This is a genomic window from Stenotrophomonas sp. STEN033 (assembly GCF_056856655.1).
Map to the genome: position 1 here is coordinate 1 of NZ_JBXFWM010000094.1, position 12,574 is coordinate 12,574.

Here is a 12,574-nt window from a genome sequence, read left to right on the forward strand (position 1 = left end):
GTGCTCGGCAGGAGCCTTACCGGTAAAGCCCCAGCCGAGCATGGCTCGGCGCTACAGGTGAAGCAAAAGCAAAGGCCCGGAGCGATCCGGGCCTTTGTTGTTCTGGTAGTGCCGAGCCGTGCTCGGCAGGAGCCTTACCGGTAAAGCCCCAGCCGAGCATGGCTCGGCACTACAGATGCGTCTTGTCAGCCGGAGATTGCCAGGCGCTCCTGCCGGTAACGCCATACCGCGACCGCCCACAACAACACTGCCAGCAGTACCGAGGCGGTCAGGTATACCGCCCATTGGGTGGCCGATGGCATCTCGCCACGCGTCACTTTCACCAGCATCTGGTTCTGCGACAGGAACGGCACCGCGTACTGCCACAGCTGGGTGTCCTTCAGCGGGTAGGCCATCAGCGCATAGCCCGGCAGCATCGGCAGCAACATCAGCCAGACCATATGGCTCTGCGCTTCCTTCATGCTCTTGGAACTGGCCGACAGACAGGTCAGCAGCGCGGTGCCTATCAGCACCAGCGGCAGCAGGATCACCAGCAGCTTGCCCATCGCCGCGAAGCTCACGTCCAGCGAGCGCGCCGCACCGCCGCCAATGCTGGCACTGATCTTGAACGACACCAGGATCAACAGCATCGAGGCCAGACCCAACACCACAGCAGCCAGCATCTTGCCGCTGACCAGCGCGCCGCGTGCTGCCGGCGTGGCCAGCAAGGGTTCCAGCGACTGCCGCTCGCGCTCACCGGCAGTGGTGTCCATGGCCAGGTGCGAGCCGCCGATGAAAGCGAACAGCATCAGCACCAGCGGCAGCACCACCGACAGGAAAATGCCGCGCTTGGCTTCGGCCGTTGCCAGATCGCGGGTGCCGACATTGACCGGTGCGGCCACCGCCGGATTGACGCCACGTGCCAGCAAACGCAACGCACCTACCGACTGCCCATAGGCCGACAACACACTGCGGACCCGTGCGATCTGCACCTCCCCGGTACGACGCGTGGTATCGGCGACAATTTCGACCTTCGCGGGTTTGCCGGCCTTCCAGTCGGCAGCGAAGTTCTCGTCGATGACCAGGGCGAGGTCTTCGCGCTGGCTGCGGATCAGCGCTTCGATATCCGCCGGTGCTTCGGTGGCATTGATACCGCGACTGGCCAGGAAAGCGACCAGGTTCGGCGCACGGGCAATGCCCACCACCGGGATGCTCAAGTCCTTCTCCAACTGCGTCTCGGCACGCAGGTTGGTGAGCTTGTTCATGCCCAGGAACAGCAAGGGGTACAGCAGCGGCGCGGTCAACAACGTCAACAGGAAAGTGCGGCGATCACGGGCGAAATCACGCAGCTCCTTGCGCATCACCGTGAAGATGGCGCGGAAATATCCAGTCTGGCTCATGCGTGCAGGCCCTCCTCGCTGCCGATCAGTTTCACGAACGCGTCTTCCAGGTTGCTCTCATGGGCCTGCTCACGCAGTTCCTCCGGTGTGCCCTGGGCAACCACCCTGCCCTGCGCGACGATCACGATGCGGTCACACAGCGCGGCGACCTCCTGCATGATGTGGCTGGAGAAAATCACGCAGCGGCCTTCCTCGCGCAGTTCCTTGAGGAAGCCACGCAGGCCACGGGTGGTCATCACGTCCAGGCCGTTGGTCGGCTCGTCGAGGATGACGTTGCGCGGGTCATGGATCAGTGCCCGGGCGATGGCGGTCTTGGTGCGCTGGCCCTGGCTGAAGCCCTCGGTGGCACGATCGAGGAAATCCTCCATCTGCAACGCCTTGGCCAGGCGCGCGGTGCGCTCGACGATGGCGGCCGAACTCATGCCATGCAATTCACCGAAGTAGTCGATGTTCTCGCGGGCGGTCAGGCGCTTGTACACGCCGCGTGCATCCGGCAATACGCCGAGGCTGCGGCGCACGGCATTCGGGTCGACGGCGGCGTCGACGCCATCGACCAGCACGCGGCCGCTCTCCGGCGTCATCAAGGTATACAGCATGCGCAGGGTGGTGGTCTTGCCGGCGCCGTTGGGGCCGAGCAGGCCGGTGATCTGGCCGTCATGGGCGGTGAAGCCCACGTCATCCACGGCGATCACTGGCGTCTTGTCCTTGCCCTTGCCGGGGAAGGTCTTGCGGAGTCGTTCTGCAACGATCATGGAAGCGGATTCCTCAGTGATGCGGTGATGTCACGGTTCCCAGCCATTGAAGCTGGTGAACGGCGGCACGTAGTTGAGCTTCTCAAGGCAGGCACCATCGAGCGCCTTCGGGTCGGTCTTCTCGATGAACTGCGCGAACAGCTTGGGCATGCAGCCGGCGCCAATCACGTTGTGGCCCTGGCCGCGCAGCACGAACAGGCGTGCGTTATCCAGGTGCTTGACCACCTCCTCGCCGTAGCGCGGCGGGGTCACCGGGTCGAACTCGCCTTCCAGCACCAGCGCCGGCACCTTGCCGGCCAGCGGCTTGTGGAAGTCGGCCGGCGCCGTGCCCTTGGGCCAGCTGGCACACATCGCAGCCATGGACTCGGCCATCTGCTTGCCGAGCACGGTGTCTTCATCGCCTGCGCTGGCAACCATGCCTTCGTTGTCCTCGCTGCACACCACCGACAACTGCATGCCCATCGCCATGGCGTCCTTCATCTCGCCCTGCAGCATCTGCGTCAGCGCCATCAGGTTGTCGTAGCGGCCGCCATTGGCTTCATGGATGAGCTTGGGCAGCAGCGCGCCGGCAGCCGGCATGTAGGCATACATGCGCACCAGGCCGGCAACGGTTTCTGCACGCAGCTCGCCTTCCTGCTGTTCGCCGGTGCTGGCGTCGCGGTACCGCACCGTTACCGGCTGCGCGCGCAGCCTGGCCAGCAACACGTCCAGCTCGGCACGCGGGTCACCCAGCTTGTCCTTGCACGAGGTGGTCCTGGTGCATTGGGCGAACTGCAGCGCCAGTGCATCATCCAGGTTGCGCGCGAAGATATTGCCCAGCTGCAGGCTGTTCGGTACCACCGAGTCGAGCACGATGCTGCGCGTGGTCTGCGGATGGCGCATGGCGTACTGCTGGGCCACGCGGGTGCCGTAGCTGACCCCGACCAGGTTGATCTGCGCAGCGCCAATGGCCTGGCGCACGGTATCCAGGTCCGCCACCGCATCGGTGGTGGTGTAGAAGCGCAGGTCCGCCTTCTGCGACAGCTGGGTGGCGCAGTTCTGCGCGGCCGCCTGCATCGCCGTTGCGCTGAAGTCGGCGTCCTCAGGTGTGTCGCAGGCCAGCAGGTTCGACTTGCCGGTACCCCGCTGGTCCACCAGGATGACGTTGCGATGCTTGCGCACCTCGGCGAAGGCCGCGTCCACCTGGGGATAGGTGGCAACCGCCGCCTGGCCAGGGCCACCGGCGAGGAAGAACACCGGGTCCGGCTGCAGGTCGGTTTCCTTCTCCGGTGCGACCCAGGCGATGTTCAGCGCGATCTTGCGGCCCTGCGGATTGGCCCGGTCTTCCGGCACTTCCAGCGTGGCGCACTGCGCTTCCAGGCTGTCGTGGCTGCCGTCCGAGCTCAGGCTGCAGGGTTGGAAGCTCAAGCTGCCCAGCGTCTGTGGCTTGCCGGCCACAGCCGTTACGGGCGCGGCCCCGGCGGCAGCGGGCGCAGGCGTATCGGGTGACCGCACCAGGCGGTAGCCGACAATGCCGGCGATCACGGCCAGGGCGAGGATGGTTTGGGTCTTGCGGGACATCATCGGAACAGCCCCTCACGGTTCAAGGAAAAAACGGATCTGCCTGCATCCAGACGCGGGCGCGGCAGCTATGTGACTTCAGGAAAGAAAATATCTTCAATCCGGCTTTCAAACAGCCGGGCAATGCGAAACGCCAGCGGCAGGCTGGGGTCGTACTTGCCGGTCTCCAGTGCATTGACCGTCTGTCGGGAAACCTCCAGCTGCTCGGCCAGTTCACCCTGCGACCAGCCCTTGCCTTCGCGCAGCTCGCGCAATCGGTTATCCATCGCCGCGGCTCAGTGATAGCGCCGTGCGACCACGGCCTTGGCCAGCCCGTATGACAGGCAGACAAAGGGGAACACCCAGATCATCGCCACGTTGGACGGCACATCGATGACCTTGGCCGACTGCAGGAATCCGCCTGTCAGGTAGATCAACGAAACGAACGCCGTAGCAAAGCTCACCGCCTCCAGTTCGATGCGCTGTTGCAGCTCATCGGCATCGCGGATGTAGCGGATCATCGCCCGCAGCACCAGCATCATCGGTGGCACCGGCAACAAGGCGATCAAGGCGCGCAGCAGGCCGTCCTCGACCCGCTTGAGCAGCAGGATCGACAGCACCAGCAACACCACATAGCCGCCCATCGCCAGCATCACCTCGCGGGTATAGCGCTTGCGCAGCTTGGCCGGTGCGGCATCGCAGCCAGCGGGCATCAGCCAGCGCAGCAGTGCTGCGATTGCCAGGCCCAGGGCGATACCAAACAGGATGCCGCTGACTTGCGGCTGCGCGCCCATCGGCTGCCACAGCAGCAGCGCGCATGCGACCAAGGTGAATGCAGCGGCGGCGATCAGCATGCCGAGCGTCCAAAAATTGCGGCTCATCGGCCCGTTCCCTGCGGCAGCAGTTGTGGGCCGCGCGGTGCGGCAACAAACCGGCTGACAGCATGCCGATGAACAGCACGCCGGTTGCCGACACGCCGGCTGGCAACGGAGTCCGTTGCCACGGAACAAACAAGACAACTGCAACAACGCATGGCCCAACTCCTGTAAAGCACGCTTGACACATCCTGCCGCTACGCGCCGACCAATGTCAAGCTTCCTTTACATCACCAGCAACAGGCCAGCCACTGTCTCGGCACCCTCACCGATTGCCAGCCGCCAGCAGCTGTCGCAACTCTCCCTCCAGCAGGGCAGCAGCATCGATCCTTCCCAGCCGGTCCTGGTTTTCATCCGTTTGGGTCTGCGCGCGATACAGCATCACGTCCTTGCTCATGCGGTCCACCTCCGACCAGTAGCGGAATCGCGACATTTCCGGCTCGCGGGCTGTGGCAAGCCGCATCATTGTTGATGCATAGCCGCTGACAGAGTGGATGTCCTCGCAAATCCGATAAAGCTTGACGTCATTGGTTCCCACCCACGCATCCACCGGCAACCGCACTGCACCGAGTCCCAGGCTCAAGCCGATGTCCTCGGCAAGATTTGCGCCGCTGAGCCAATACAGATCGATCGCGCCGTTGAGTGCCGCAGACCTGCACTTCTCGACGCTGCGCTGGAGTTTGGTGAAGTTCTCCGCGATGTCCCTGCGCCTCGAGCGCACTCGGTCCGGCAACCTGTGGACCTCCGGTTCGGCAGGCGTCCAGAACGCATACTTTGCAATCTCCAGCTCGAAGGCACTGACGATATTCAACGAGCCGATGATGCTGTGCAGATAGGCCTCGAATTTCTTTGCATCTGCCATCGCAGGAAATCCGTGGCTGATCCGCTGCATCTGCAACAAGGCGACATAAGCACCGCCATAGGCAAGCCGGGAGCCCTCCGGCAGGTCATCGAACTGCAGCGTTCGAGCCGTCGACAACGGATCGAAGGTCCGCTGCGTGGCCTCTGCATCGTCCTGGTGGCCGGTCCAGAACGCCGCGCAGAAGCGTTGATAGGCATTGATCGCACCGCCTACCCAGCGATCCGGCATTTCGTCCAGACCGATGGCAGTCAAGGCCAGGGGCGCATTCTGCAGAAGCTCCACCAACGGCAGCAGGCCAACCGCTTCGGCATCCTCCAGGCGGGGCTTCTCAGGTAGCCGCTCCATCCTCTGCAACGAACAGTTGTCCAGGTTCACCTGCACCACGCGCCCCTGTGCCGCCTGCGCACGTGCATAAGCTGGCGTCAGTTGCCGGGGACCCTCGTCGAAGCGGCGACAGGGCTTGATGAAGTGGATGACGCTGTTGTCCTGCATGAACTGCCCTCCAAAGAGGCAGTTTCGAAGCAATCCGTTCTTGCGGCAAGACACGCCCCACGCTGCCTTGCAGCGCTTGGCCCCCATCGCCCCCTTCGTTTTGCCTCGGCTGCACGGCTGCAGCCAGGCAAAGGGCTTGCTCCGGCACGCGGCTGCGCGCATTGCAGCCGGCGGAACGCGCTGTCGTGGCGGCAGGCTGCAAGCGTTCCGCCAATCAGGAGGCTGCTCAGCTGCGCTCGATGGGAGGCTTCGGCGGGGCTGAGCTGACGTACTTCTCGCGGCGGATCTGCGGCATCGGCAGACCGGCCTGCTTCAGCGCTTCCACGCAGGTATCGACCATGTCCGGGTTGCCGCACAGGTAGGCGATGTCACGGGCCGGGTCCGGCGCGATCTCGGCCAGCTGCTGTTGCACATAGCCCTTGCGGACATCGGCATGCGGGTTTTCCGGCAGCTCGCGCGACAGGCAGGGCAGGTAGCGGAAACCCGGGTTGGCGGCGGCGAAGGCATAGAAGTCGTCGCTGTACAGCAGTTCTTCCGGCGTGCGCGCGCCCTGCAGCAACACCACTTCCACGCCGCGCTCCTGCATGGCGGTGCGCAGCTGCGGCAACATCGAGCGGTACGGGGTGACGCCGGTGCCGGTGGCGATCAGCAGGTAGCGGGCATTGTGGTCGCCCGGCTGCAGGCAGAAACGTCCGAACGGGCCGCTGCCGCTGACGTGGTCGCCCAGTTCCATGCCCTCGAACAGGGCTGTGGCGGCACCGCCGGGGACGAAGCTGACCGCGATTTCCACCGCATCGCCCGGGCCCAGCGCGTGATCGTGGATGGTGGCCAACGAGTAGCTGCGCTTGGCCGGGGTGCCGTCGGCGTAGTCGAAGTGAATCTGAATGAACTGGCCGGGCAGGAAATCCAGCGGCTGGCCGTCGTCACGGACGAACTGGTAATGGCCGATGCTGGGCGCCAGCATGTGCCGGCCGACCAGCTTGAGGGGGAATTGGATTGGCACAGGAGGGGAACAGTGTGTAACCGGGTATGGACCACGGGGCCTCCTATAATAGCCGCCTGCACTTATCCGACGCCTGTACCCGGCGCGAAGGCCCGAGATTGGACTCCCGTACCCCATCCAGCACAGCTGCGCTGCGCATCACCGACCTGCGCAAGACCTATGACAACGGCGTACAGGCCCTGAAGGGCGTGTCGCTGGAGGTCGCCCCTGGCGACTTTTTCGCCCTGCTCGGCCCCAATGGCGCCGGCAAGTCGACCCTGATCGGTATCGTTTCTTCACTGGTGAACCTGAGCGAAGGCCAGGTGCAGGTGTTCGGCAGTGACCTGGTGGCCAACCGCAGCGCAACCATGCGCCTGATCGGATTGGTGCCGCAAGAAATCAACTTCAACCTGTTCGAGAAGCCCTTCGACATCCTGGTCAACTACGCCGGCTTCTACGGGATTCCGCGTGCCGAGGCCGAGGTCCGCGCCGAACAGGAGCTCAAGCGTGCGCACCTGTGGAACAAGGCGCAGATGATGAGCCGCACCCTGTCCGGCGGCATGAAGCGCCGACTGATGATCGCCCGCGCGATGATGACCCAGCCGCGCCTGCTGATCCTCGACGAGCCCACCGCCGGCGTGGATATCGAGATCCGCCGCGACATGTGGAAGACGCTGCAGGAAATCAACGCCGCCGGCACCACCATCATCCTCACCACGCACTACCTGGAAGAGGCCGAGCAGCTGTGCCGCAACCTGGCCATCATCAACCACGGCCAGATCGTCGAGCAGGGCCCGATGCGCGGTCTGCTGGCCAAGCTCGATGTGGAAGGCTTCCTGTTCGACATCGACGGTGAGCTGCCCGCCCAGCTGCCGCAGATCGAAGGCGCCACCCTGGTCGCCACCGACGCGCATACGCTGGACCTGGACATGCCGCGCGCGATGGATCTGAACCGTGTTTTCGACGCCCTCAATGCCGCCGGCATCCGCGTGCGTTCGATGCGTACCAAGAGCAACCGCCTGGAGGAGCTGTTCGTGCGCCTCACCGGCAACCTGGAGAACAGCGCCGCATGAGTACCCCCGTTCCCGTGACCGACAGCAGCCGCAACTGGGTGGCGCTGGGCACCATCGTTCGCCGCGAGGTCAACCGCATCCTGCGCATCTGGGGCCAGACCCTGGTGCCGCCGGCCATCACCATGACCCTGTACTTCCTGATCTTCGGCGGCCTGATCGGCTCCAAGATCGGGCAGATGGGCGGCTACAGCTACATGCAGTTCATCGTGCCGGGCCTGGTGATGATGAGCGTGATCCAGAACAGCTACGGCAACATCAGCTCCTCGTTCTTCGGTGCCAAGTTCGGCCGCCATGTCGAGGAACTGCTGGTCAGCCCGATGCCCAACTGGGTGATCCTGTGGGGTTATGTGGCCGGCGCCGTGCTGCGTGGCCTGATGGTCGGCGTGATCGTGCTGATCATCGCCATGTTCTTCACCCCGGTGCGCATCCCGCACCCGCTGGTAACGCTGAGCACGGTGCTGCTGGGCGCGACCATCTTCTCGCTGGCCGGCTTCATCAATGCCGTCTATGCAAAGAAGTTCGATGACGTGGCAATCGTGCCGACCTTCATCCTGACCCCGCTGACCTACCTGGGCGGTGTGTTCTACTCGGTGACGCTGTTGCCGGGCTGGGCGCAGGCGATGACCCATGCCAATCCGATCTTCTACATGGTCAATGCGTTCCGCTACGGCCTGCTGGGCAGCAGCGACGTGCCGTTGTGGGTGTCGTATGCATTGATGCTGGGCTTTGTTGCCGCGCTCACCGCATTGGCCCTGTGGCTGCTGCGCCGGGGCGTAGGCCTGCGCAGCTGAAAGAAGGCGCCGCAAGGCGCCTTTTTTCTTGGCTCTTTGCTTTGGTTCTTGTGGGAGCGGCGTAAGCCGCGAAGCAAAAGATCCAAAAGCCAAAAGCACACCCCCTCCCCAACCCGTCCGGCCCGAAGGCATAGCCTTCGGTCGTTCATCAGGCCGCGCGCCAATGGCGCGCAAGCAGGCCTTCTTCACCCCCTTGCCTTCGGCAAAGGGAGGGGAACAGCTTCGCGGCTTACGCCGCTCCCACAACATCAACCGCACGCCGAACACCTATGATGTCTTCACTCCCCTTCGTTGATGGATATCCAAGCTGATGCGCATCCTGATTCTCGGTGCCGGTGGCACTGGCGGTTACTTTGGTGGCCGGCTGGCCCAGGCCGGCATTGATGTCACCTTCCTGGTGCGACCCAACCGTGCCGCGCAGCTGGACCGCGATGGCCTGGTGATCCGCAGCCCGCTCGGCGACGCCGCCTTCGCGGTCGCCCACGTCACCGCCGAGTCACTGCCGCAGCTTGCGCAGCAGCGCCCCTTCGACCTGGTCATCCTCAGCTGCAAGGCCTATGACCTGGACAGCTCGATCGAGGCCATCGCACCGGCAGTAGGCGCCCACACCACGGTGCTGCCCATCCTCAACGGCCTGCGCCATTACACCGCACTGGACGCACGCTTCGGGCGCGAGCACGTGCTTGGCGGGCTGTGCTTCATCAGTGCAACCAAGGCCGACGATGGCGCCGTGCTGCATCTGGACAAGCCGGCCAAGCTGACCTTCGGCGAACGTGATGGCGACACCGACAGCGCCCGCGTCAGCGCACTTGCCAAGGCCTGCGAACAGGCCGGCATCGACCATGTCGCCTCGGCCGATATCGCCCTGGAGCAATGGATCAAATACACCTTCCTGACCGCGTTGGCCGCCGGCACCTGCCTGATGCGCGCCAACGTTGGCACTATCGTCGCCAGCGACCACGGCACTGCCTTCATGCAGGCCCTGTACGACGAGTGCCTGGCCGTGGCCACACAGGCCGGGCAGCCGATTCCAGCGAAGGCACAGGAATTTGCACTGGGCGCCATCACCAAGCCAGGCTCACCGATCAAGGCCTCGATGCTGCGCGACCTGGAGGCGGGGCAGCGGGTGGAAGCGGCACATATCGTCGGTGACATGCTGGGCCGCGCGCTTGCCGCCGGCCAGTCCGCGCCGCTGCTGCAGGCCGCGTATTGCCACCTGCAGGCCTACGAGGCACAGCGCGCCGGCTGAACTGCCACCGCGGTGAGCGCATGCAGCGTTCACCGCGGTGGTTTATCTTCGCCGCTACAGGGGATGTACACGCGAAGGATCGAGATGAAAAAGTACCCAGCGCTGGCCTTGGGCTGCGCCGTAAGCATGTTGCTGCTGGCCTGCAGCCGCAGCGAGCCTGAAACAAACGCTGCCGCAACGACACCGGCCGCTGTCGTCGACACGACGCCGGCGGCAACCGACAACGCGGCCGCGGCCACTGTCGGCGGCCTGCAGGACCGCGAGGGCAAGCCCGTCGCCGTGGTGCCCTTCGATATCAGCCGCATCGCCACGACCGACAAGCCACTCGGCGCGCTGCCTTTCTTCGGCCTGCCGCAGGGCTATGAACCCCTCAATGCGCCCCATGTGCGTGCGTGGGCGCGCTTTCCGCTGCGCATGGGCGACGGCGTGCATTGGGTGGAAGGCCCCAGCTGGTCTGCGCAGATCGTGGTCCCCAGCAGTGCGGGCAAGAGCTTCTCCGCGCTGGAGCTGGAGCGCAATCTCGATACCCTGCTCAGCGCCGCCGGTGCCAGCAAGGTATTTGAAGGCCCCGAGCACCGTGATATCTACTACGGGCCGCAGCTGGAGGATGAGATTGGCGGCGGCTTCATCGATGCGGTCAACAACGGCGCCGACGCCCCCACCTCGGTATGGGTGATCCGCCAGCCCCAGCGCAACATCTGGGTGCAGCTTTCGCTGGATGACCTGCATGCCGGCATGGTGGTGCTGGAAGAAGTGCCGTTCACGCCGACCGCCCATTGGTCCGACAGTTTTCCCCATCTCAGCCTGCCGGCCGGCTACAACGACCGCAACAAGCCGCTCCAGCGTGACTTCGACCGTTTCCCCTTCTGGACCGGTGATCACTTCGAGCAGGTTGAGGGCAAGCTCTGGGCGGCCGATTTCCACAAGCCCGAGCGCGCGTATTCGCTGCACGAGGTACGCCGCAACCTCGAGGCGATGATGGCAACGGTCAACGCAACCACGGTGTTCGATGGCCGCATTCCGAAAGCCCAGGCCGAGTCGGTACCGGAGTCGGTGCGTTCAGCCTATTCGGGCAGCGCCGGCTACAACTGGGATGATTTCGACCTGGTGGTCTACCGCGCCGATCTGCCCGACGGTCGCCAGATCTGGGTACATGCCCGGCTGGAGTACCTGAGCGCAGGCTGGGTGGTGGTTGAGCGCAAGGGCTTGCAGCAGACCGCGGCCCTGCTGCCCGCAGCGGCGTTGAAGCAGCAGCTTGACAGCCAGGGGCGGGTCGCCATCCAGGTCAACTTCGCCACCGACCAGGCGCAGATCCTGCCCGACTCGCAGCCACAGCTGGAGCAGGTGCTGGCCGTGCTCAAGCAGGACCCTGCATTGCAGCTGTCGGTGGAGGGCCACACCGACAACAGCGGCAATGCGGCACACAACCAGCAACTGTCCGACGCGCGCGCCGCTTCGGTGGTGGCCAGCCTTGCCGCCGCCGGCATCGCACCGGCACGGCTGCAGGCGCGTGGTTGGGGCCAGGACAAGCCGGTCGCCGACAACGCCAGCGAGGCCGGCCGCGCCAGCAACCGGCGGGTGGAACTGGTCAAGCGCTGATCAGGCGGGGCTGCATTGCAGCCCCCGTTTCACACTGGCGGCAGGCGGAAGAACGCACGGGTTGCAGCGGTGGCGTTGGCAGCAGTCAATGCCACGTCTTCGCCACGGTCGCGGGCCAGTTCCTCGACGATATGCGACAGGAAGGCCGGCTCGTTGCGGCGGTCCTTGGGCAGCGGCCGCATCGTGCGCGGCAGCAGGTAGGGCGCATCGGTCTCGATCATCAGGCGCTCGGCCGGGATGTGCTTGACCAGTTCACGCAGGTGCGCACCGCGGCGCTCATCGCAGAGCCAGCCGGTGATGCCGATGTACCAGTCACGGTCCAGGTAATCGAACAACTCACGACGCTCGGCGGTGAAGCAGTGCACCACTGCCGGGCCAAGCTTGCCGTCGAAGTTCTTCATCATCGCGATGAAATCATCGTGCGCATCGCGCTGGTGCAGGAACAGCGGCTTGCCGTTCTCGCTGGCGATCTGCAGCTGGCGTTCGAAGGCCTTGCGCTGGGCCGGGCGCGGCGAGAAATCGCGATTGAAATCCAGGCCACATTCGCCCACCGCCACTACTTCCGGGTGTGCGTGCAGTGCGCGCATTTCCGCATCGCATTCGTCGGTGTACTCGCTGGCGTGATGCGGATGCACGCCCGCGGTGGCGTACAGGAAACCGGGGTGTCGCTGCGCCAGCGCCAAGGCCATCGGCGAGTGCTCACGGCTGGCACCGGTGATCACCATCTGCACCACGCCGGCGGCTTTGGCGCGCTCCAGCACCGCGTCCAGGTCGCGATCAAAGGATTCGTGGGTGAGGTTGGCGCCGATGTCGATCAGTTGCATTGAGCTGGGTGCGGTGAGGCAGGAACAGGGAATTGTAGAGGTTTGGCCGCAGGCGAGCCCTGTGCAGCATGAACGGAGCCCCGTAGCCCGGGTAAGCGCAGCGCACCCGGGGGCCTGTCTCTTATACACATCTGACGCTGCCGACGACGGAGAGAGT

At 64.7% G+C, this 12,574-nt stretch carries 12 protein-coding genes; 4 read left to right on the forward strand and 8 right to left on the reverse strand.

Going from position 1 to position 12,574, the window contains the following annotated elements; genetic code table 11:
* Positions 1-185: 185 nt before the first annotated feature.
* The 7 genes from AC1VXC_RS20000 to AC1VXC_RS20030 all read right to left on the reverse strand — a co-directional run bounded on the left by AC1VXC_RS20000 (position 186) and on the right by AC1VXC_RS20030 (position 6,902).
* On the reverse strand, positions 186-1,379 hold the full coding sequence (locus tag AC1VXC_RS20000) for an ABC transporter permease (RefSeq protein WP_313173238.1): 1,194 nt from the start codon (positions 1,377-1,379) through the stop codon (positions 186-188).
* The gene (locus AC1VXC_RS20005; RefSeq protein WP_313173239.1) at positions 1,376-2,131 is read right to left on the reverse strand and encodes an ABC transporter ATP-binding protein; all 756 of its coding nucleotides are present in this window, start codon (positions 2,129-2,131) and stop codon (positions 1,376-1,378) included. The genes AC1VXC_RS20000 and AC1VXC_RS20005 overlap by 4 nt, the downstream gene beginning before the upstream one ends.
* Positions 2,132-2,161: 30 nt before the next feature.
* The gene (locus AC1VXC_RS20010; RefSeq protein WP_313495787.1) at positions 2,162-3,691 is read right to left on the reverse strand and encodes an alpha/beta hydrolase; all 1,530 of its coding nucleotides are present in this window, start codon (positions 3,689-3,691) and stop codon (positions 2,162-2,164) included.
* 68 nt (positions 3,692-3,759) lie between these two features.
* Positions 3,760-3,957: a helix-turn-helix transcriptional regulator gene (locus tag AC1VXC_RS20015; RefSeq protein WP_313173241.1), complete on the reverse strand. Its 198-nt coding sequence runs from the start codon at positions 3,955-3,957 to the stop codon at positions 3,760-3,762.
* A gap of 9 nt (positions 3,958-3,966) precedes the next feature.
* Positions 3,967-4,551 (reverse strand): hypothetical protein, encoded by a 585-nt coding sequence (locus AC1VXC_RS20020; protein ID WP_313173242.1) that lies wholly within the window; start codon positions 4,549-4,551, stop codon positions 3,967-3,969.
* A gap of 259 nt (positions 4,552-4,810) precedes the next feature.
* Positions 4,811-6,061 (reverse strand): hypothetical protein, encoded by a 1,251-nt coding sequence (locus AC1VXC_RS20025; RefSeq protein WP_481539723.1) that lies wholly within the window; start codon positions 6,059-6,061, stop codon positions 4,811-4,813.
* 64 nt (positions 6,062-6,125) lie between these two features.
* Positions 6,126-6,902 carry a ferredoxin--NADP reductase gene (locus tag AC1VXC_RS20030; RefSeq protein ID WP_481526851.1) on the reverse strand — a complete coding sequence of 259 codons (777 nt, stop codon included), beginning with the start codon at positions 6,900-6,902 and terminating at the stop codon, positions 6,126-6,128.
* A gap of 98 nt (positions 6,903-7,000) precedes the next feature.
* Between AC1VXC_RS20030 and AC1VXC_RS20035 the strand changes: the two genes are divergently transcribed.
* The 4 genes from AC1VXC_RS20035 to AC1VXC_RS20050 all read left to right on the forward strand — a co-directional run bounded on the left by AC1VXC_RS20035 (position 7,001) and on the right by AC1VXC_RS20050 (position 11,593).
* Positions 7,001-7,954, forward strand: a complete 954-nt coding sequence (locus AC1VXC_RS20035; RefSeq protein ID WP_313173244.1) for an ABC transporter ATP-binding protein — start codon at positions 7,001-7,003, stop codon at positions 7,952-7,954.
* Positions 7,951-8,745 (forward strand): ABC transporter permease, encoded by a 795-nt coding sequence (locus tag AC1VXC_RS20040; RefSeq protein ID WP_313173245.1) that lies wholly within the window; start codon positions 7,951-7,953, stop codon positions 8,743-8,745. The genes AC1VXC_RS20035 and AC1VXC_RS20040 overlap by 4 nt, the downstream gene beginning before the upstream one ends.
* A gap of 310 nt (positions 8,746-9,055) precedes the next feature.
* Positions 9,056-9,994, forward strand: coding sequence for a 2-dehydropantoate 2-reductase (panE, locus tag AC1VXC_RS20045; RefSeq protein WP_481539722.1), 939 nt, complete (start codon positions 9,056-9,058; stop codon positions 9,992-9,994).
* Positions 9,995-10,078: 84 nt separating this feature from the next.
* Positions 10,079-11,593 carry an OmpA family protein gene (locus AC1VXC_RS20050; protein WP_481539721.1) on the forward strand — a complete coding sequence of 505 codons (1,515 nt, stop codon included), beginning with the start codon at positions 10,079-10,081 and terminating at the stop codon, positions 11,591-11,593.
* 29 nt (positions 11,594-11,622) lie between these two features.
* On the opposite strand, the gene AC1VXC_RS20055 is transcribed toward AC1VXC_RS20050, so the two are convergent.
* Complete coding sequence (locus AC1VXC_RS20055) at positions 11,623-12,417, reverse strand: TatD family hydrolase (protein ID WP_313173248.1); 795 nt, start codon at positions 12,415-12,417, stop codon at positions 11,623-11,625.
* Positions 12,418-12,574 lie beyond the last annotated feature (157 nt).